This window comes from Arthrobacter sp. ATA002 (assembly GCF_026898095.1).
GTDB lineage: Bacteria > Actinomycetota > Actinomycetes > Actinomycetales > Micrococcaceae > Arthrobacter_B.
In genome coordinates this window covers 2,572,355-2,592,480 of the sequence record NZ_CP114015.1, presented here as the reverse complement: position 1 = coordinate 2,592,480, position 20,126 = coordinate 2,572,355, and the positions used below count along the sequence as shown (strand labels likewise).

Sequence of the window (20,126 nt, the reverse complement as noted above, 5' to 3'; positions counted from 1 at the left end):
GGTGTCCGGCGCCGGTGTCATAGGGTGGAAAAATGAGCATTTCTACACCACCGGAAATTCCCGGACCCGGCACGGGCCTGCGCTGGCGGGCCATCACGGCTGAGGACGTCGACGGTTGGCTGGGCCTGATCCGGCGTATAGCCGCGGCCGACAAGCCCGGCTACGTGAACCAGCGTGAAGACCTGGAGCATGTGCTGGAGGCCAGCTCCGACGACCCGGCCCGGGATACCCTGCTGGGGCTGGACCGGGACGGCGTGCCGCGCGCCTACGGATACCTGGTCCGGACCGAGGGGTCGGACAAGATCCACGGCGCCGGGGAGTGGACCCGCAGTGGCGCCGCCGCGGCATCGGCACTGCCCTGCTGCGCTGGCAGCAGCAGCGCGCCCGGGAGCGGCTGCTGGAAACCGGCCATGAGAAGGGCCTCCTGCGGTTCATGGCGGAGGAGGACAACATCTCCCATGTGGCGCTGTTCCACGCCGCCAACGCGTCAGTGGTGCGTTACTTCACCGAGATGAGCCGGCCGCTGGACGCGGACATGCCCGACTCCACGCTGCCGGACGGCCTGGAATACGTGACCTTCAACGAAGACATTTCCGAGGCGCTGCGCCTGGCCCACAACGAGGTCTTCCAGGACCACTGGGGGAGCGAGGAGCGCGACGCCGAACGCTGGCGGCACAATGTGGAGCACCCGCATTTCCGGGCGGACTGGACCTTCGCGGTCATGGACACCGCCACAGGGGAAATCGCCGGCTACAACATTGCCTCCTACGATCCGGAGGGCCAGAAACTCAACGGCTACACGGAGGGGTACACCGAACTGCTCGGCGTCCGCCGGAACTACCGGGGCCTGGGCCTGGCGCCGGCCATGCTCGGTGAGGCCATGCGCCGGTACAAGGCCGCGGGGATGGAGCGGGCGGGCCTGGGCGTGGACACCGAGAATCCGTCCGGTGCGCTCGGGCTCTATGAACGCCTGGGCTACGCGCCCACCTACCGTGAAGTGGTGTTCGACCTGCACGTACTGCCGTAACCGGCTGCGCAGCGCTCAGCCCTGCCGGCTGCCCAGCGCTCAGCCCTGCCGGCTGCCCTCCGCGGCGGGGGCAGGCAGGCCCTCCGTGGCAGGCGCCGGAAGGACCCAAATGGACTGCGCGGCCGGAAGGCCCAGCTCCAGCTGTTTCCCGTTTGCCGCCACCGTGAGGGTTCCGGCATAGGCTTGGCGTGAAAGCACATGCACCCGGACGTCCAGGTGCAGTCCCAATCCGGCCAGATACCGCAGCAGTTCCGGATCGGCGTCCGCGACCCGGGCAATTGTCACGACGCTGCCCGGCTCGCAGCCGTTGAGCCGCACGGCGGCGAGCGGCGGAAAGCTGCCGTCCCGAGTGGGGATGGGATCTCCGTGCGGGTCGCGCACGGGATAGCCCAGGCGGCGGTCCAAGGCATTGACCAGCTTGTCGGAAACCGCGTGCTCCAGATGCTCGGCTTCGTCATGTACCTCGTCCCAGCCGTAGTCCAGATACTCCACCAGGAAAGTCTCGATCAGCCGGTGCCGGCGCACCATGGCCACCGCTTCCCGGGTTCCTTCCTCCGTCAGTGCGATGGAACCGTAGCGCGCATGGGTGAGCAGCCCCTGGGCGGTCAATTTCTTGACGGCTTCGGAGACCGACGACGGCGAATTCCCCACGTGTGCGGACAGGGCAGAAACCGTGACCGGCGCATCGGTCCATTCCTGTGCGGTCCAGATGACCTTGAGGTAGTCCTCGGATGCGGCTGAAAGCGAATTGGTACCCACCCCTCCACCCTACGTGACGGCGGGTCGGCGGGCCCGGCATCCGGCGGCCTCCGGACTTCTCCCGGACGCCGGCTCCCGGGCGCGTGGGCGGCGCGTCCGCCGCGGCCGGGCATGACTGGAGTACATACGGTAGGCCAGAAGCGGCGCCCGGTGCCTGGCTCAGCTTAGATGCGAAGCAATTCCCTCATAGGTCGGCCAGAACTCGGCCATGGGCCGTGGACAGCCCCGGAGCAGGTCTTCGAGGTACAGCAGATGCGTGTGCCACCCGGTTAAATAGTTGGCCGTTTCCGCTCCGAGTCCCTCATGCGTGAGATCCAGGCGGGTGAAGGTTCCGTCCGGCGTGAGCGTGATGCGCAGATGCGAGAGCGGCTCGTCCGGGAATTCCCAGGTCATGGCCAGCAGCGCTTCCGGTGTGCAGTCCAGGACTGTGCTGATGCAGGAATAGTTCTCGGCGTGCTGCACCGTCACGGCACTGCCGGCGGCGAATTCGCCGGAGGTGACGGTTCCGATCCACTGCGGCAGGGCCGCCGGATCCGTAAGCCCCCACCACACACGGGCCGGGGAGACGGGCAGCAACCAGATCAGGTGCACGGCCTCCCGGGAAGCGGAGAGCGAACGGCTGGTCAGGGGCATGGCCGGAGCCTAACGCACCCATCTCAAACGCACCAGCACGGGCCGGCCCCGAATCGCGCTGTCCGGTTCTTGAACCGGACACCGGCTGCCTTGCAGCGGCAGGCGGGCACGCGTCGTCGTCCTTCGACGGCCGGGTCCAGCACCGCGGTGATCTGCAGGCACATGCGGCGTCCCCGCGGACCGGCGAGGAGCAGTTCGGTCTCAGCGTTCATCGGCATCCTTGCACAGGCACTCCCGGCCGGGTTCCGGTTACGCTGACCGTCATGTCGGCCATAATTTCGCACACGTCCTTTGACAGCCTCAACGCCTTTGCCCAGTCGGTTTTCTGGTGCGAAGTGCTCGGTTTCCACGATGACCCGGAGGACCCGAACCGTCCCGGCGATGAAGAGTGCATGATCTTCTCCGGGGACGGCAGCCAGCGGCTGCTGTTCATTGAGGTCCCGGATGCCAAGCGGGTCAAGAACCGGGTGCACCTGGATTTGAAGCCGGCCGCGGGCACCCGGGACCGGGAACTTGAGCGGTTGCTGGGGCTGGGTGCCCGAGAGGTGGACGACCGGCGCACGGCGGACGGTAAAGGGTGGGTGGTGCTGGCGGACCCGGAAGGCAACGAGTTCTGCATCCTGCGCAGCGACGCCGAGCGGGGGCTTCCGTAGGCAGAGCCGGACCTAGGTGGGACGTGGCAGGCGGGCCGGCTGGCTTCGAGCAATACCCCCAGGGGGTACTTGACGACATACCCTGAGGGGGTATATGTTTGGAAGAGATCGAGAGCTAGGAGCGGATATGGACACAATCCGGGAAGAGGCCGTTGCCGGCCCCGCGAAGGACGTCGCGGCCGAAGTGCCGGGCGTCGGGCAGAATCCCTTCGCTGACCATGACCACACCGGTGCCCACGGTTACGCCACCGACAAAGAGGCCTATCTTAAGCGGCTCCGGCGCATTGAGGGACAGGTCCGCGGGATTGCCCGCATGGTTGAGGATGACAAGTACTGCATCGACATCCTGACCCAGGTGGCCGCCATCAACAAGGCGCTGCATGCCGTGAGCCTGGGCCTGGTCCAGGACCATATCTCGCACTGTGTGGTGGGCGCTGCCCGTGAGGCAGACGCCACCGGCAACCCTGAACTGGTGCAGGCAAAGGTCCAGGAAGCCACCGATGCCATCGGCCGCCTCCTGCGCTGAGCCGCCGCACCGAACCGGCGGCCCCATCCCCGCGGCCCCGGACCGAATGGTCAACCCGACCCGCGAACGAAGGAAGAACCCCATGGAAACCACTCTGAACATCTCCGGCATGACCTGCGGCCACTGCGTCGCGTCCGTCACGGAAGAACTCGAAGCCCTCGACGGCGTCGACGGCGTCAGTGTCGACCTGAACGCCGGCGGCGTCTCCACCGCCGTCGTCACCTCCAGCCGGAGCCTTTCGCCCGTTGAACTCGGCGAAGCCGTGGCCGAGGCAGGCTACCTCGTGGTGGAACCCTCCGCCTAAGCGGGAAGGTTCCGCTGAGGTGGAACCCCGCACCCCGCGGGCAGCGCCCGCACCGCAATACCTTGGAAGGACAGCAGACGCATGAGCACCGACAAACTGCTCCAGCAGCCGCAGCAGCGGGTCATCGACCTGAAGGTTGAGGGCATGACCTGCGCTTCGTGCGTGGGCCGGGTGGAGCGAAAACTGGGAAAGATCGACGGCGTTGAAGCCACGGTCAACCTTCCGCTGGAATCCGCGCGGGTACGTGTCCCCGACAGCGTAACTGACGAGCAAATCCTGCAGGCCGTGGACTCGGCGGGCTATAAGGCCCGGCTGGTGCGCCCCGCAGGATCGTCGCGGGTCGACGGCAACGCGCGGCCTGCTCAAACGCACGACGGCGCCGGGCACGGCGGACACGATAGTTCCGGCCACGGGCAGCCCGCCGCGGAGCCGTTCGAACACGCCGGCTCCGAACACGCCGGCTTTGAACACGCCGGCTCCGAACGCACCGGTGAGGACCACATGGCCCACGGCGGAACGGCCGCCGCCCTGCGCCCCCGGTTGATCCTCGCCGCTGTGCTGACCGTTCCGGTGTTCCTCGTCTCCATGATCCCGGCCCTGCAGTTCAGTAACTGGGGCTGGTTCGCCGCACTGCTCTCCCTGCCGGTGGTCACGTGGTCCGCGTGGCCCTTCCACCGCGCCGCTGCCGTCAACGCCCGGCACTTCGCCTCGACCATGGACACCCTCGTGTCCCTGGGCGTGACCGCGTCCTACCTGTTCTCGCTGGGAACCCTCCTGACTGATCCGTCACTGACGGCCCACGCCGGCATGACGGAGATGCCCGGCATGACCGACAGCGGCCATGCGAACCTCTACTTCGAAGTTGCCGCCGTGGTGGTGACCTTCCTGCTGCTGGGCAGGTACCTGGAGGCCAACGCCAAGGCCCGCGCCGGTGATGCGCTGAAGGCCCTGCTCAGCCTGGGCGCCAAGGATGCTACGGTACTGCGCAATGGCACCGAGGTTCGGGTTCCGGCCGGCGACCTCGCAGTGGGCGACGTCATTGTGGTTCGCCCCGGTGAAAAGATTGCCACCGACGGCGTTGTCACCGAGGGGCACTCGGCCGTGGACGCATCGCTGGTTACCGGCGAATCCGTTCCGGCCGAAGTGGGTCCGGGGGACACCGTCACCGGTGCCACGGTCAACACCTCCGGCCGGCTGCTGGTCACCGCCACCCGCGTGGGCAGCGAAACCACCCTCGCCCAAATGGGCCGGCTGGTGAGCGACGCCCAGTCCGGCAAGGCACCGATCGCAAGGCTGGCGGACCGGATCAGCGCTGTCTTTGTCCCCATCGTGCTGGTCATTGCCGTGCTCACCTTCGTGCTGTGGCTGGTCTTCGCCGGAGACCTGCAGGCAGCCTTTACCGCCGCCGTCGCCGTCCTGGTGATCGCATGCCCCTGTGCCCTGGGCCTGGCCACTCCCGTGGGTTTGCTGACCGGCACCGGACGCGGCGCCCAGCTGGGCATCCTGATCAAGGGCCCGCAGGTGCTGGAGGATACCCGCACCGTGGACACCATCGTGCTGGACAAGACCGGCACGGTCACCGACGGCCGGCTGTCCGTAGTCCGGACCCTGGCCTTCGAAACGGCAGCCGCCGGGACTTCGCAGGCCGACAAAACCGCGGCGGAACAAGAACTGCTGCAGCTGGCAGGATCCGTGGAAGCGGCGGGGAGCACCCGATCGCCGTCGCCATCGCCGCTGCTGCCCGTGACGCAGCGTCCGGCGGCGCGCTGACTCCGGTGACCGGGTTCGACTCGGCCCCCGGCGGCGGGGTCCGCGGGACCGTGGACGGCCGCACCGTCGTCGCCGGGCGCCCCGGCTGGCTGGAGGATAACGGGATTCACCTGCCCGGCGATGCCTGGACGCTGCTGCGGGCCGAACAGGATGCCGGATCCACGGCGGTCCTGGTGGCCGTGGACGGCCGGGCTGCCGGCATCATCAGCCTGCAGGACAATCTCAAGCCGGGATCAGTAGCTGCCATTGCGCGGCTGCGGTCCCTGGGCCTGCGGCCTGTGCTGCTTACCGGAGACAATGCGGTGGTGGCCGCCAAGGTGGCCGACGCCGTCGGGATCGCCCCGGAAGATGTCCTCGCCGATGTCCGTCCGGAGGGCAAAGTGGAAGCCGTCAAGCGGTTCCAGGCCGAAGGGGCCACTGTGGCGATGGCCGGTGACGGCGTGAATGACGCTCCGGCACTTGCGCAGGCGGACCTGGGCATCGCCATGGGGTCGGGCACCGACGTCGCCATTGAAGCGGCTGACCTGACCGTGATGGGCAATGATCTGGGCCAGGTGGCCACGGCCATCGAGCTGTCCCGGCGCACGCTGGGCACCATCAAGACGAACCTGTTCTGGGCCTTCTTCTACAACGCGGTCGGTATTCCGGTGGCCGCTCTGGGGCTGCTGAACCCGATGATCGCCGGCGCCGCCATGGCCGCCAGCTCCGTGCTCGTCGTGGGTAACTCCCTGCGGCTGCGCAACTTCGGCAAGCAGCACGCGTAGGCAGGGCCGGTTTCTGCAGCGTCCGCAGGGTGTGACCGGAATCGTTTGTACAGATAACGGGTCTTGCTGGAATCGCTTGTACAGATAACGGGTCCACAACGCCCGAATAGCCCCGTTATCTGTACGAGGGATCCGAGGGGAGCCCCCATAGCCCCGTTATCTGTACAAGGGATCCGAGGGGGAGCCCCAGTAGCCCCGCACCTCGTCTAGCCGGCGGCCGGAGCCTCGCCCGGTTCGACCGGCGTATTGCTCGGCCCAACCTCATCCACGGAGCTGGTCAGCGGGATGCCCGAACCGTCCCGCCGGCCGTGTTCGGTGGGCAGCGCGCGGGCTACGCCGTTGGCGGCCGCGGCCTTCGCCGGACCGTGTCCGGCCCACGCCACCGCCAGGGCGTCCTCGCCCTTCAGGAAGCGGTGCGCTCGCACGCCGCCCGTGGCACGGCCCTTCACCGGATACTCGGCGAATTCGGTCACCTTCACCGATCCGCCGGGCGTGCCCGGAATAGTCTCGCTGCCGGTGGAGACGGTGACGACGACGGCCGCCGGATCGTTCTGCGCCACCACCCCGAAGAACAGCACGCGGTCACCGGCACCGAGCTTGATGCCGGCCACGCCGCCTGCGGTGCGGCCCTGCGGGCGGACCAGCGAGGCACTGAAGCGCAGCAGCTGCGCCTGTTCGGTAATGAACACCAGCTCATCGGTGTCCTGCTGTGCCACGGCCACTCCCACCACTTCGTCCTTGGGCTTGAGCGTGATGGCTTCCCAGTCGTCCCGGTTCAGCGGATAGTCGGGGTTCACCCGCTTGACGATGCCGTTGCGCGTGCCCAGGGCCACGATTTCGTTCAGCGGCACCAGACCCACCAGCTTCTCGCCCCTGGCCAGGGTCATGAAGTCCTTGACCGGGACCCCGCCGGCCATGTTCGGCAGGCCCGATGTGGGCGGCAGGGCCGGCATGTCCAGCACCTGCACCCGGACCATCCGCCCCGATGACGTCACGGCCCCGATCTCGCCGCGCGCCGTCGTTTTCACCACGGAACGGAACACATCGTGCCGCACCCGCTGGCCGGCCTCGGTGAGCGGCTCCTGGTTCGCCGTGCGGGCCAGCTGCTCGGAACTGGTGAGGATGACCCAGCACGGATCGTCGGCGATCTCCAGCGGCAGCGCGGCCTTGGCGCCCTTGCCGGTGGCGGCCGGAGCGGCGGCAGCACCCTTCAGCGGTGAGGATGCCTCGGATTCGAGCAGCACGGTCCGCCGGGGTGTGGCGTACTTGGCGGCCACTTCGCCGAGCTCGTCGGAGACGACGGCGCGCAGCCGCGGCTCGGAGTCCAGGATGGCCTGGAGCTCCTTGATGGCCAGCAGCAGGTCGTCCTTTTCCTTTTCGAGCTCAAGCCGGGAGTACTTGGTGAGCTGGCGCAGCCGCAGTTCCAGGATGTGGTTGGCCTGGATCTCGGTGAGGTCGTAGATCGCCATCAGCCGTTCGCGGGCCTGGGCCGTCTCGTCCGAGGACCGGATGATCTGGATGACCTCGTCAATGTCCACGATGGCGATGAGCAGGCCCTCGACCAGGTGCAGGCGCTCCTGCTTCCGGCGCAGCCGGTAAGCGGTGCGCCGGCGGACGACGCCGAGGCGGTGCGCCACATAGACCTGCAGCAGTTCCACCAGGCCCAGGGTCCGCGGCTGGCCGTCCACGAGCGTGACGTTGTTGATCCCGAAGGAGTCTTCCATGGGCGTGTACTTGTACAGCTGCGCCAGCACGGCGTTCGGATTGAACCCGTTCTTCAGCTCGATCACCAGGCGCAGGCCGTGGCTGCGGTCGGTCAGGTCCACAATGTCGGAAATGCCCTGCAGCTTCTTGGACGTGACGGCGTCCTTGATTTTCTCGATGACCTTTTCCGGCCCCACCATGTACGGCAGTTCGGTGACCACCAGGCCGGTGCGGCGGGCGGTCAGCTGCTCCACCTCCACCTTGGCCCGGGTCTTGAAGGATCCGCGGCCGGTGGCGTAGGCGTCGCGCACGCCGTCCAGTCCCACAATCCGTCCGCCGCTGGGCAGGTCGGGGCCGGGGATGAAACGCATCAGTTCCTCGAGGGTGGCCCCGGGGTTGGCAATCAGGTGCCGGGTGGCGGCGATCACCTCGCCGAGGTTGTGCGGAGCCATATTCGTGGCCATGCCCACCGCAATGCCGGAGGCGCCGTTGACCAGCAGGTTGGGAAACGCCGCGGGCAGCACTTCGGGCTGCATCAGCTGGTTGTCATAGTTGGGAACGAAGTCCACGACGTCTTCGTCCAGGTGGTCCGTCAGCGTCAGCGCCGGGGCGGCCAGGCGCGCCTCGGTGTACCGCGCGGCGGCGGGGCCGTCGTCCAGGGAGCCGAAGTTGCCGTGCCCGTCGATCAGCGGAAGGCGCAGCGCCCAGCTCTGCGCCATGCGCACCATCGCGTCGTAAATGGCGGAATCGCCGTGGGGGTGGAGCTTGCCCATCACTTCGCCCACCACCCGGGCGGACTTCACGTGGCCGCGGTCCGGCCGCAGCCCCATATCCGCCATCATGTACAGGATGCGCCGCTGCACGGGCTTGAGCCCGTCCCGGGCGTCCGGGAGGGCGCGTGAATAGATCACCGAGTACGCGTACTCGAGGAAGGAACCTTCCATCTCGGTGGTGACATCAATGTCGATGATGTTCTCGGCGATGACCTCGCCGGGTGCGGTTTTGGAGACGGTTTGGCGCCGGGCCATGCTGGTGTCGGGTCCTTGCAACTAGGGGGTTAACGGGTGTGCAGGGGGCTCCGGCGTGTCGGCCGGACGGCCCTGCAGACAGCGGAGAAAAATTCCCACTACTCTGAGTCTATGGCGGAGCAGGGACATTACCCCGAATATTGGGAAGCGGACGTGGTGTTGCGGGACGGCGGCACCGGGCATCTGAGGCCCGTGACTCCGGGGGATGCGCAGGCCCTGCAGGAGTTCCACATGAAGCAGTCGCAGAGCTCCATCTACCTGCGGTTCTTCACCTACAAGGCGAAACTGAGCAACAAGGAACTGGCCCGGTTCACGAATGTGGACTACCGGGACCGGGTGGCGTTTGTCATCACCATTGGCACGGAAATCATCGGCATCGGCCGCTACGACCGTCTGGACGATCCCACCGAGGCCGAAGTGGCGTTCAACATCGCCGACGGCCACCAGGGCAGGGGACTGGGGTCGATCCTGCTGGAGCACCTGGCCGCCGCCGCGCGGGAAAACGGCATCCGCCGGTTTTCCGCGGAGGTGCTGCCGGAGAACCGCAAAATGATCGGGGTCTTCGCTGACGCCGGCTATGAGGTGCGCCGGCATTTCGACGACGGCGTCATCGCCCTGGACTTCAACATCGATCCCACGGACAAGTCCCGCGCGGTGATGGAAGCCCGCGAACACCGGGCCGAGGCGCGCAGCGTGGCGGACCTGCTCTCCCCGTCCTCGGTGGCCGTCATCGGTGCCAGCCGCGAGTGGGGATCGGTGGGCTACCAGCTGCTCGAGCACATCATCGAGGGCGGTTTCACCGGCTCCGTTTATGCGGTCAATCCCGAAGCCTTCGAACTGGCGGGCATGGTCTGCCACGCACGGATCGCCGACGTGCCGGAGCCGGTGCAGCTGGCCATCATTGCCGTGCCGTATGACCAGGTGCTCACCGTCGCGGAGGAATGCGCGCGCGCCGGGGTCAAGGAGCTGCTGGTCGTCAGTGCCGGCTTCGCGAACGACGGCGAACGCGGCCTTGCCCGGCAGCGGCGCCTGGTCCGGCACGCCCGCGCAAACGGCATGCGCGTGGTCGGTCCCGCATCCCTGGGACTAATCAACACCCGCCCCGGCGTTTCCCTCAACGCCTCCATGGCTCCGTCCATGCCGCTGCGCGGCGGGCTGGGCCTGTTCAGCCAGTCCGCGGGCATCGGCGTCCTGCTCTATGCCGCCGCCCAGCGCCGCAGCCTGGGGCTGTCCTCCACCGTTTCGGCCGGGAACCGGGCGGATGTCTCCGGCAACGACGCCATGCAGTACTGGGAAGACGACACCGACACCCGGGTCGTGGGCATGTACCTGGAATCCGTGGGCAACCCGCGTAAGTTCTCCCGCATTGCCCGCCGCCTCGCCACCTCGAAACCCGTGATCGTGGCCAAGTCCGAAGTCACCGGGCTCAAGCTGCCCCCGGGCCATGCGGTGCGCACCACGCAGGCGCCGGCCGGGGCCCTGGACGCCATGCTGCGCCAGTCCGGCGTCATCCGGGTCAGCACGAATGAGCAGCTGATGGACGTCGCGCAGATTGCCGTCAGCCAGCCGCTGCCTGCCGGCCGTTCCCTGGCCGTGTTCAGCAACAACGCGGCGCTGGGCCGGGTGGTCGCGGATGCCGCGCTCGGCCTGGACCTGGAGCTGGGGAGCCTGCAGACCGACCTGGTCCTGGACACCGGGATGAGCGTGGCTCTGCCGCTGCTGCGTGCCGCCGTCACCAAAACCCTCGCCGACGACGCCGTCCACGCCGCCGTCGTAACCCTCCTGCCCTCGCCCGGGCTGACGGTCGAGAAAATCGCGCAGTGCCTGCAGGACTGCGCGGCGGAAACCGGCAAGCCGGTGGTGGCGGCCTTTACCGGCATCATGGATCCCGGCTCCCATGTGGAGGGCCTCCTGAACCCCGAAAGCGGAGGAGGCGGAAGCGAAGGACGCCAGCCCGGACTGCCGTGCTTTTCCAGCCCCGGTGCCGCCGTCGCGGCGCTCGCCTCCCTCATTCGCTACACCGAATGGTCCGCCCGGGACCACGGGCATTTCACGGAGCCCGCCGGCGCCGACCCCGACGGCGCCCACGCCTTCATCGCCGGTCTCGTATCCCGGGTGAGCGGGGACGGGCTGACCCGGCTGACCTCCGGGGAGACGGCGGCCCTGCTGCGCTTCTACGGCGTGGAACTGCTGCCCTCGGTGCCCTTCACAACCGCGGACGAGGCGGTGGCGGCCGCGGATTCCCTCGGCTGGCCGGTGGCCATCAAGACCATGGACGAGCACCTGCGGCACCGGCTGGACCTGGGCGGTGTCCGGCTGAACATTTCCACGCCCGAGGAACTGCGCAGCGATATCGCACAGATGAAGCAGGCCCTGGAGCCCTACGGGAACTTTGAGCTCGAAGTGCAGTCGATGGCACCGTCGGGGCAGGGCTGCACGGTGCGTGCGATCGAGGATCCGCTGCTGGGGCCGGTGCTGTCCTTCGGGCTGGCCGGAGACGCGGTGAACCTGCTGGATGACTGGGCGCACGGCATTCCGCCGCTGACGGATACCGACGTCGCTGATTTGGTCCGCGCACCGCGTGCCTCCGGAAAGCTCTTCGGCTACCAGGGCCTGCCCAGGGCGGACGTTGGAGCCCTGGAGGACCTGATTTCGCGGCTGGCCCTGCTCAAGGATGAGCATCCGGAAATTGCGCTGCTGGAAATCAACCCCGTGCTGGTCTCCACCACGGGCGTCACCGTGCTCAGCGCGGACATTCGGATCGGCAATCCGCAGCAGCGGACGGACAGCGCCCGGAGGGCGATGCGGAATTAGCGGCACCCGACAGGCCGGCGACGGCGTCCGGAAACGAACCCGAAAAACACCCGCGCGCCATTTAGGTGCTGGGGCGCTCTCTGGGGGAAACTGGAAGCATGTCGCCGTTACTTTCCGCTGAACGCCGCAGCCTGGACGCTTCCATGGAGCGGGCCGGCTTTTACCCCACGCTCCTGGCCGACGTGGTCCACGATGCCCTGGACGGCCGTGAGCCGCTCTCCCACATCATTCACCTGGAAACCCACTTCGAGCGCACCGAGGTGCACCGCCACATCACCGTGCTGGTCCTGACCGAAGACATGCTGGTGATTACGCACGTCGACGACCAGCAGCTCGACGACGCCGGCGAGCAGATGATGGCCCAGGTTTCCACCGAATCGGTGCCGGTCACGCAAATCCGTTCGGTGGTCCTGGGCTACATGTACGCCCAGCCGCAGGACTACAAGCCCTCCGACCAGGCCCGTGAGCTCACTCTGGCGATTGCCTGGTCCGGCGGCCAGCGGCTGGACATGGGACCGGCCGGCTGCGCCGATCCGCAGTGCGACGCCGACCACGGCTACACCGGCACGATCGCTCAGGAGGACATCGTGCTCCGGGTCAGTGCTGAAGCCGACGGCGCGCAGGCGGTGCAGAACGCGAAGGACTTTGCCCGGGCCCTGCGCAAGGTCAACACGGACACCCTGAACGTGCGGCCGTCCGAGTCAGGCGACGCGCGCCGGGTCCCCGGAATCGGCAGCCGGTTCAACCGCAGCCACCACCAGCGGTAAGGGGCCATGAGTTCGCCTTCCGGCACTGGTCCCGCCTCCATCCCTCCCACCGGTGAACGGCTGCCGCCGGCACCGGCGTACGGCCGCAGCAGCGTTGCCGACGTCCTGACCAGCTCGGCTGCCGTGCTTGGCGTTCCCGGTTTTGAGAACACCCTGAACCTGCCGGCCGCCAAACGCGTGTGCGTGGTCATGGTGGACGGACTGGGCTGGTCGCTGCTCAAGCAGCGCGGCGGGCACGCTCCGTTCCTGCGCGGCTTCCTGCCTTCGGCCCGCGTCCTGACGGCTGCCTTTCCGACCACGACGGCGGCGTCGCTTGCTTCGCTGGGCACCGGGCTGCCGCCGGGCGAGCACGGCATGGTGGGCTATGACGTACTGGATCCGGAGCAGGACAAGGTTGTCAACATGCTCGGGAACTGGGATCCCGGGGTGGACCCGGCGCGCTGGCAGCCCTGCCCCACCGTCCTGGAACGCGCCGCCGAGCACCTTCCGGTGGCCTCCGTCAGTCTTCCGCGTTTCGAGGACTCCGCCATGACCCGTGCGGCCCTGCGCGGCGGCGAATTCATCGGCGCCACCGGCGTCCATGCCCGGGTGGCCGCAGCGGCCCAGGCCCTGGCCGGCGCGCCGCGGATGCTGATGTACCTGTACTGGAACGAGCTGGATAAAGCCGGCCACAAGTACGGCGCCCAGTCGCCGCAGTGGGGCTTCCAGCTTGAGGAGCTGGACAGTGCCCTAAAGCTGCTGGCCGCACGCCTTCCGGCCGACACCCTGCTGCTGCTCACCGCCGACCACGGCATGGTGGACATCGCTCCGGAGCACCGGTACGACTTTTCCGGGGAACCGGCGCTGGTTGCGGGGGTGCGCCACACCGCCGGGGAACCGCGCATGGTGCATCTGTACCTGGAACCGGGCACCGGTGAAGCGGACCGGCAGCAGCTCATGGACGCCTGGCGCAGCGCCTACGGCAGCAAAATCTGGATCGCCACCCGTGAGGAAGCCGTCGACGCCGGCTATTTCGGACCCGTCGTGAGCGGGTCCGTGCTGCCGCGCATCGGTGACGTGCTGATCCTGGCACGTGAGCCGATCGCACTGTATGACCTGCGGCGCATGAAGTCCTCCTCACTGGAAGTGGTGGGCCAGCACGGCTCCCTGACCCGCGCCGAGCGGGAAGTTCCGCTGCTGCAGCTCGCCGCGCCCGAGGCACGGCGTAAACCCGGGGCACAGGCCGGCGGGAGAAAGAAGTAACGTTGGCCGAGCTCGTTTTCTTTTCCGGCACCATGGACTGCGGCAAATCCACATTGGCCCTGCAGATGGACTACAACCACAGTGCCCGCGGCCGCGGCGGCATCCTCTTTAGCCGCAACGACCGTGCCGGAGATTCAGTGATCTCCTCCCGGCTGGGACTGCGCACCGCTGCAGTGGAAGTCACTGATGCCACGGACTTCTGGGACGAAGTGACCGAGCGCCGGCGTGCGGGCTACCCGGTCGACTACCTGATCTGCGATGAAGCCCAGTTCTATTCCGCCGGACAGGTGGAACAGCTGGCCCGGGTGGTGGATGAGCTGTGCGCTGACGTTTTCGCCTTTGGCATTACCTCGGACTTCCGGACGCGGCTGTTCCCCGGCTCCCAGCGCCTGATCGAATTGGCGGACCGGATGGAAGTGCTGCAGGTCAGGGCCCTGTGCTGGTGCGGCCGCCGGGCCACCCATAACGCACGCACCGTGGACGGCACCATGGTGGTGGAGGGCGACCAGGTGGTCGTGGGCGACGTCGGCAAGCACGCCCCGGCCGCAGGATCAGCCGGCCTGGCTGCCGGCGTCACGGAGGAACCCCTGTTCGCTGCCGATGCCGTGGAGACCGTCCCGGTGGTTGGCTACGAGACCCTGTGCCGCCGGCACTACATGCGCCGGGTTACCGCGCACAAGGCCCGGTCCATTTCCGACGCGGCAGCGCAGGCACCGGCGGACTTGGACGTCTGCGCGGTGCATCCGCACGTGTCCTGAGCAAGCTCAGGTTCCGGGGAGTTCCGCTTTCAACGGCCGGATGTGGAAACAGGGTGCCCACGCCGGATGCCGCGCCTGCCGCCCCGGCTGGAACGTACTGCGGATCGAAACGCTGTTGGGCCGCCTGCCGGGTGGGTCTTCTGCAGGTACCGCAGGGTGTCGAGGGCATTGATGGCCACGGTCATGCCCTCGGGGTTAGTCGCCCTTGGTGCCGAAGACGATTTCGTCCCAGCTGGGAACCGATGAGCGCTTGGGCTTGATGGTCCGCTTGTCCGCGGGATCCTCGCCCTTGGGCGTGCTGTCGGAACCGGTGACGTCGTTCCGCGGAGAGCCGGAGCTCATCCGGTCCCAGGGGAAATCGGTGCGTCCGCCCTTCCGCCCGGCGGTCTTGGCCTTGCTCCGGCCGGCGGCAGGCGAGGCGCTGTCCGGAACGGCCGGCGGGTCATTGACCACCGCTGCCTCAGTGGTAGTCGGTGACTCCACGCCGGCCTTTGCCGCCGGCGCCTGCGGACCGGATGCTGCCGCGCCGGGTTCTTCCGCGGCGGGGGCGGAGGCAGCGTCGCCACCGGCCGTGTCTTCCTCGGAAGTACCCCTGCCCGGCGTTGCTGCCGCGTCGCCGCGGCGGCGGAACGGACGGGCGAGGACACTGATTTCCCGTGTTCCGGGGCTCACCCCGTCCGTCAGGCGGAGTGAATCGGGTGCGTCGGGCGCGTCTGCACTGTCTGTGGCGGCGGGCGCCAGGGAGACGCGTCCGGTGCGGGGGCGGGGCGATGCGGAGTCGTCGAGCTCGGTGTGTCCGTCGCGGGGATGGGCTGCCGGGATGCTGCCCTTGGCCAGCAGGGCTGCCAGGGCGTCGTCGCCGTCCTCATCGGCGCCGAGCCGCTGGCCGCGGCGGGAGCGCAGGACTTCGAGGAGGTTGTCGGTGTCCTCATCGCCGGCCTCGGCGCCGTCGGCTTCCGGCGGGGCTACGGCTTCGAAGTCGAACACGCGGTCGGCCACCGCGGTGAGCCGGCGGGAGGGCACGGGGGAGTCCAGGGGTTCCAGCTCGCTGAGCAGCTGGGCCCAGCGGTTGGCATTGGCCACGCTCTTACGCAGCGGGCTGAAGGTCCAGCGGGCCGGAGGCTCCTCGCCCACCGAAACCTGGGAATCGCTGCCAAGGTCAAACCGTGCCACCACATCCCAGGTGGAATCCGGCCGCCGCCATGCGTCCCATTCGACGCCGTCGGGGTCCACGCCGAAGGCCTTAAGGCGGTGGTTGACCATATCGCCGAGGTTGACGGGGCTGTCGCCGAACGTGCTGCGGTAGCCGTCGTGGGTGGCTGAGAGCGGGCTGCAACTTCCACGGCCTGGGCCTGACGGGCGACATAGTCGCGTTCGGCGCGGACCGGACCCTCGTAGCGGCGAATGTGCGCGAGGTCGAGGCCGGAAATCTCCGCGACCTCCTCGGCGCTGGCCCCGGAACGGATCCGGGCCTGGATATCGCGCGGAGTCATGGCCGGGCCCTCGGGCCGTTCCGGCGCGGAAGTGGTCCGGTGCACGGAGCGGGAAACCGCCACCCTGAGCGCTTCGTCCATGTGAAGCCGGAAAGTTTCCCCGCCCTTGCCGCTGAGCAGCAAATGCTCGCCACCCTCATGGACACCCACGAGACGTAGATCCTGCATGAACCAATCCTCCACCCGATAGCAATTCCTTCTGGAAACAATGCCACCCGCAGGGCCGAATGCCTACTGTTTGCAAGGGTGTGGCGCGAATCAGGGGGTCCCGGAGCCCTGATTTTTTGGCCGGGCGAACTTCGAAGGAAGAACCTTGGGCTGAGGGGAGGCGGCTGTGCGGCCCGGCTGTAGCTATTTGCTCCTCCGTCAGCAAAAATCTGGAGATTGCGGGCACAAACGGACACGCCGTTGCGTTGATACCTCCGAGCCAAAGAAGCAAGCCGGTCTAACTACCGGCGGGCTCGCCGCAACCAACCCAACTCAACCGGATGGTGAGGGTAAGAATTATGGCGACTGACTATGATGCGCCGCGTAAGACCGACGAGGACATCAGTGAGGAATCACTGGAAGAATTGAAGACCCGGCGCACTGCCGGCACCCAGTCGGCGGTCGTGGATGAAGACGAAACCGAGACCGCGGACAGCTTCGAACTTCCGGGTGCCGACCTTTCCGGCGAGGAGCTGCTGGTGCGGGTCCTGCCGCCGCAGGCTGACGAGTTCACCTGTGCATCATGCTTCCTGGTCCGGCACCGCTCCCAGATAGCACTGGAAAAAGACGGCCTCATTTTCTGCACAGACTGCGAAGGCTGAGGTGCCGGTGCCGGGGAAGCCTAGCTGCTGAGCGCGCGGACCAGCTCTTCCGGCCGGCGCGTGGAGGTGAGCCAGTACGGCGTCCGGTCGGCGGGATCGGTGATTTCGATCCGGACCACGGGGGAGATCCAGCCGCGGAAGCACATGAAAGCGGTTCCGTTCAGGCCGCGGCCGCGCTGGAACGTCGCGTCATCCCCGCGGAAGCCCTCCACGGAACCGACGAAGCGCCGTTCAATTTGTGCCCGCCCCACCTGCAGCGTGTCGGGCGTAACCCGGATGACCGGAGTGTTGAGCAGCAGCAGGGCCGTGATGATGATGGCCACGACGACGGCAGCGATGATGCCGGCCTGCAGGCTGATCGGCAGGAAAACGAAAATGGATGAGCATGAGGCGAAGAGGACAAGCGCCCAGATTCCAAACGAAGGCAGGAGCCGCTCGGAGTACAGTACGGTCTCGGGGGAGGTCTGGGCAGAGGGGGATGACATGTCTTTAGCTTGGCACCTTTGCGCCGGTATTTCATCTTGGGGGAGCGGCCGGCCAAATGCGGCCGCAGGGCGCACGGAGAAGCGTCAGGAAAACGCGCTAAAGTGAGGTGCGGTATTCCCGGGAAGCTTCCGGGAACGCCCACGCGGCCCCGAGCGGGAGGCGAAAAGGAACACTCGAGGGAAGTCGGAGATACCGGTGCTTGAACCAGGCCCCACCATGACCGTGCAGCTGAAAATGCTCGACGACGAACTGGAACCGCCGTCGTACGCGCATCCCGGTGACGCAGGTGCCGACCTTCGAACCCGGATCGATGTTGTCCTGGAACCCGGGGAACGAATGCTCGTTCCCACCGGCGTCGCGCTGGCACTTCCTTTTGGTTATGCGGCGTTTATTCATCCCCGCTCCGGCCTGGCCACCAAGCACGGCCTAACCGTGGTTAACGCCCCGGGCACCGTCGACGCGGGGTACCGCGGCGAAATCAGCGTTACGCTGCTCAACACCGACAAGTCCCGGCCGATCAGTCTTGTCCGGGGTGACAGGATTGCCCAGATGGTGATCCAGCGGGTGGAGACTGCGGCATTTGAACTCGTGGAGGAACTGTCCGGCTCCGCCCGGGGCACCGGCGGTTTCGGGTCCACTGGCGGTTTTACTGCACTGCCTGCCTAGAGCGGCTGTCCGGGGGGCAGCAGCGTGCGGCCCTCCCTATGAGAGAGAGGAACCCGGTCATGGCATTTGGGCGACTGAGGAAGAACAAGCAGGACAAGCACGAGCCGGACGGGAAGGTGCAGGACGGCGACGAACAGCCGGCTGCGGATTCCGGCGTGGATACGCCGGCCGGCGGCGGCAGCACCGCGCCTTCGTCCGGCCCGTGGGACGCGGCGGACAAGCCGTCCGAAGAGGGCTACGTTGACCTGGGTGCCCTGCGCATCGCTGCGGCCGAGGGGCTGCAGCTGCGCCTTGAGGTGGAAGAGAAGACCCAGCGGGTAGTGGCAGTGACACTGGACCTGAACGGTTCGAGCCTGCAGCTGCAGGCCTTCGCCGCGCCGCGGTCGGAAACCCTGTGGGACGACATCCGAAACCAGATCGGCAAGTCGGTGGGTTCGCAGGGCGGGACCGTTGACGAGCTTGAAGGCGTCTTCGGAACCGAACTGCTGGCGAAGGTCCCCGCCCAGGCGCAGGACGGTTCCAAGGGTTACCGCGTGGCCCGCTTTGTTGGCGTGGACGGTCCGCGCTGGTTCCTCCGCGGAGTGTTCGGCGGCCCGGCGGCCCTGGATCCCGCGGCGGCCGGTCCGCTGGAAGAGGTTTTCCGGAATGTTGTGGTGGTCCGGGGCGAGCAGCCGCTGCCGCCGCGCGACCTGCTGCAGCTGCGTCTCCCGCGTGACGCATCGCCGCTGCCCCGGCCTTCCGCCCAGGCGGCCAAGCCTGCTCCGCCGGAGCGCGGACCCGAGATTACGACCATCGGCTAGTCCATGCCGCCACAGCGGCCGGCAACTCCGGCCAACCGGGACAATCCCGTCCCCGTCAGTTCCCTGCCCGCGCGCGGCCGCGTGCACAGCGGCGGCTACGTGCAGTCCATCACCGTGGTCCCGGCAACGGAGCCGCCGCGGTTCAGCGCCATGGTGCAGGACGTTGATGCCGCATACCGCGATACGCCGGCACGGAATCCGCAGGCCCGTGTCCGGCTCGTGTGGGTGGGTCAGCGCCGCGTCCCCGGAGTGGTTGCCGGCACCCGGCTCGCCTTTGAAGGCATGGTCAGTACAGTGGACAGCTACCCCACGATCTACAATCCACGCTACGAAATTATCGGACGTCCGGAGAACGAAACATGACTGAGCGACCCGGCAGCGAGCTGCCCGAATCCCGGCAGGCGGCAGATCCTGCGGCCGGAAACCCGCCGGCCGGCGAGCAGCCCACCTTCGGCGACGTTGCCGGTGCCTACGCGGCCAAGGCCGGAGTCGAGCGCGGAGACGACGGACAAATCGACGTCCTGAAGTCCGTTGGCGGAGTGCGCGGACTCGCGGAAGCCATCGTGCCGGGGCTGCTGTTCACCCTGATTTTCACGCTGACGTCCGGACTGTACGTCTCACTGGGCGCCGCCGTGGCCTCGGCCGCCGTGTTCTCCGTGGCCAACCTGGTCCAGAAGCGTCCCCTGATGCAGTCCCTCACCGGGGTCCTCGGCGTCGTCATCTGTGCGGTCGTGGCGCTGCGCAGCGGAAGCGGCACCGAGTTTTTCCTGCCCGGTTTTTTCCTTAACGCCGGCTACATTCTGGCGTTCATTGTTTCCATCATTGTCCGCTGGCCGGTCGCCGGGCTCCTGTTCGGTTTCATCCGGGGCGAAAACCTGGACTGGCATGCGGACCGGAAACGGATCCGGGCGTACTCGGTGGCAACGTGGATTATCGCCGCCGTGTTTGCCCTGCGCCTGGGCGTGCAGCTGCCGCTGTACCTGGCGGACAATGTCGCCGCGCTGGGCACTATGCGCCTGGCCATGGGGGTTCCGCTGTATGCGCTGGGGCTGTGGCTGGCCTGGATGGTTTCGCGGCCGCAGGGCGCCCTGGACACCCCGGGCCAACCGCGCGGCTAACTGCC

20 protein-coding genes and 2 pseudogenes are annotated in these 20,126 nt (G+C 67.7%); 15 read left to right on the top strand and 7 right to left on the bottom strand.

Annotated elements, in window-relative coordinates; all coding sequences use genetic code 11:
* Positions 1-32 precede the first annotated feature (32 nt).
* The gene (locus OL239_RS12945; protein ID WP_268909295.1) at positions 33-515 is read left to right on the top strand and encodes a hypothetical protein; all 483 of its coding nucleotides are present in this window, start codon (positions 33-35) and stop codon (positions 513-515) included.
* The gene (locus OL239_RS12940; RefSeq protein WP_268909294.1) at positions 434-1,027 is read left to right on the top strand and encodes a GNAT family N-acetyltransferase; all 594 of its coding nucleotides are present in this window, start codon (positions 434-436) and stop codon (positions 1,025-1,027) included. Before OL239_RS12945 ends, OL239_RS12940 begins: the two co-directional genes overlap by 82 nt.
* 39 nt (positions 1,028-1,066) lie before the next feature.
* Here the strand turns inward: OL239_RS12940 and OL239_RS12935 are convergent, their stop codons facing one another.
* The 3 genes from OL239_RS12935 to OL239_RS12925 form a co-directional block, all read right to left on the bottom strand.
* Positions 1,067-1,786 carry a metal-dependent transcriptional regulator gene (locus OL239_RS12935; RefSeq protein WP_268909293.1) on the bottom strand — a complete coding sequence of 240 codons (720 nt, stop codon included), beginning with the start codon at positions 1,784-1,786 and terminating at the stop codon, positions 1,067-1,069.
* Positions 1,787-1,945: 159 nt separating this feature from the next.
* Positions 1,946-2,419, bottom strand: coding sequence for an SRPBCC domain-containing protein (locus tag OL239_RS12930; RefSeq protein WP_268909292.1), 474 nt, complete (start codon positions 2,417-2,419; stop codon positions 1,946-1,948).
* A gap of 23 nt (positions 2,420-2,442) precedes the next feature.
* Entirely contained in the window at positions 2,443-2,631 is a 189-nt protein-coding gene (locus tag OL239_RS12925) for a hypothetical protein (protein ID WP_268909291.1), read from the bottom strand.
* A 51-nt stretch (positions 2,632-2,682) separates the two neighbouring features.
* Here OL239_RS12925 and OL239_RS12920 point away from each other — a divergent pair, with 51 nt between their 5' ends.
* From OL239_RS12920 to OL239_RS12905, 4 genes and pseudogenes are all read left to right on the top strand, one after another.
* A complete protein-coding gene (locus OL239_RS12920) occupies positions 2,683-3,072 on the top strand; it encodes a VOC family protein (RefSeq protein WP_268909290.1) in 390 nt (129 codons plus the stop codon).
* A gap of 127 nt (positions 3,073-3,199) precedes the next feature.
* Complete coding sequence (locus OL239_RS12915; RefSeq protein WP_329609218.1) at positions 3,200-3,598, top strand: metal-sensitive transcriptional regulator; 399 nt, start codon at positions 3,200-3,202, stop codon at positions 3,596-3,598.
* 82 nt (positions 3,599-3,680) lie between these two features.
* On the top strand, positions 3,681-3,902 hold the full coding sequence (locus OL239_RS12910) for a heavy-metal-associated domain-containing protein (protein ID WP_268909289.1): 222 nt from the start codon (positions 3,681-3,683) through the stop codon (positions 3,900-3,902).
* Between the two features lie 81 nt (positions 3,903-3,983).
* Positions 3,984-6,436: pseudogene (locus OL239_RS12905) on the top strand (heavy metal translocating P-type ATPase).
* A gap of 206 nt (positions 6,437-6,642) precedes the next feature.
* Here the strand turns inward: OL239_RS12905 and OL239_RS12900 are convergent.
* Positions 6,643-9,168, bottom strand: a complete 2,526-nt coding sequence (locus OL239_RS12900) for a DNA gyrase/topoisomerase IV subunit A (protein WP_268909288.1) — start codon at positions 9,166-9,168, stop codon at positions 6,643-6,645.
* A 111-nt stretch (positions 9,169-9,279) separates the two neighbouring features.
* Here OL239_RS12900 and OL239_RS12895 point away from each other — a divergent pair, with 111 nt between their 5' ends.
* From OL239_RS12895 to OL239_RS12880, 4 genes are all read left to right on the top strand, one after another.
* Positions 9,280-11,982 (top strand): bifunctional acetate--CoA ligase family protein/GNAT family N-acetyltransferase, encoded by a 2,703-nt coding sequence (locus tag OL239_RS12895; RefSeq protein WP_268909287.1) that lies wholly within the window; start codon positions 9,280-9,282, stop codon positions 11,980-11,982.
* Between the two features lie 98 nt (positions 11,983-12,080).
* On the top strand, positions 12,081-12,749 hold the full coding sequence (locus OL239_RS12890; RefSeq protein WP_268909286.1) for a DUF5998 family protein: 669 nt from the start codon (positions 12,081-12,083) through the stop codon (positions 12,747-12,749).
* 6 nt (positions 12,750-12,755) lie between these two features.
* On the top strand, positions 12,756-13,991 hold the full coding sequence (locus tag OL239_RS12885) for an alkaline phosphatase family protein (protein ID WP_268909285.1): 1,236 nt from the start codon (positions 12,756-12,758) through the stop codon (positions 13,989-13,991).
* 2 nt (positions 13,992-13,993) lie between these two features.
* On the top strand, positions 13,994-14,749 hold the full coding sequence (locus OL239_RS12880) for a thymidine kinase (RefSeq protein WP_268909284.1): 756 nt from the start codon (positions 13,994-13,996) through the stop codon (positions 14,747-14,749).
* A 195-nt stretch (positions 14,750-14,944) separates the two neighbouring features.
* Here the strand turns inward: OL239_RS12880 and sepH (OL239_RS12875) are convergent, their stop codons facing one another.
* Together sepH (OL239_RS12875) and sepH (OL239_RS19580) are read right to left on the bottom strand one after the other, a co-directional pair.
* Positions 14,945-16,012: a septation protein SepH gene (sepH, locus tag OL239_RS12875; protein ID WP_329609217.1), complete on the bottom strand. Its 1,068-nt coding sequence runs from the start codon at positions 16,010-16,012 to the stop codon at positions 14,945-14,947.
* A 119-nt stretch (positions 16,013-16,131) separates the two neighbouring features.
* Positions 16,132-16,410, bottom strand: a pseudogene (gene sepH, locus OL239_RS19580) (septation protein SepH); the annotation flags it as partial.
* Positions 16,411-16,748: 338 nt separating this feature from the next.
* Between sepH (OL239_RS19580) and OL239_RS12870 the strand changes: the two are divergent.
* Positions 16,749-17,051 (top strand): DUF4193 domain-containing protein, encoded by a 303-nt coding sequence (locus tag OL239_RS12870; RefSeq protein ID WP_268909283.1) that lies wholly within the window; start codon positions 16,749-16,751, stop codon positions 17,049-17,051.
* 20 nt (positions 17,052-17,071) lie between these two features.
* On the opposite strand, the gene OL239_RS12865 is transcribed toward OL239_RS12870, so the two are convergent.
* Positions 17,072-17,536, bottom strand: coding sequence for a DUF3093 domain-containing protein (locus OL239_RS12865; RefSeq protein ID WP_268909282.1), 465 nt, complete (start codon positions 17,534-17,536; stop codon positions 17,072-17,074).
* Between the two features lie 217 nt (positions 17,537-17,753).
* On the opposite strand from OL239_RS12865, the gene dut reads away from it, so the two are divergent.
* From dut to OL239_RS12845, 4 genes are read left to right on the top strand one after another with little or no spacing between them, the layout of a single operon-like run.
* Positions 17,754-18,203 carry a dUTP diphosphatase gene (dut, locus tag OL239_RS12860; RefSeq protein WP_268911759.1) on the top strand — a complete coding sequence of 150 codons (450 nt, stop codon included), beginning with the start codon at positions 17,754-17,756 and terminating at the stop codon, positions 18,201-18,203.
* 59 nt (positions 18,204-18,262) lie between these two features.
* A complete protein-coding gene (locus OL239_RS12855; RefSeq protein ID WP_268909281.1) occupies positions 18,263-19,003 on the top strand; it encodes a DUF3710 domain-containing protein in 741 nt (246 codons plus the stop codon).
* Between the two features lie 3 nt (positions 19,004-19,006).
* Entirely contained in the window at positions 19,007-19,366 is a 360-nt protein-coding gene (locus OL239_RS12850) for a hypothetical protein (protein ID WP_268909280.1), read from the top strand.
* Positions 19,363-20,121 carry a DUF3159 domain-containing protein gene (locus OL239_RS12845; RefSeq protein ID WP_268909279.1) on the top strand — a complete coding sequence of 253 codons (759 nt, stop codon included), beginning with the start codon at positions 19,363-19,365 and terminating at the stop codon, positions 20,119-20,121. Before OL239_RS12850 ends, OL239_RS12845 begins: the two co-directional genes overlap by 4 nt.
* The last annotated feature ends 5 nt before the right edge of the window (positions 20,122-20,126 follow it).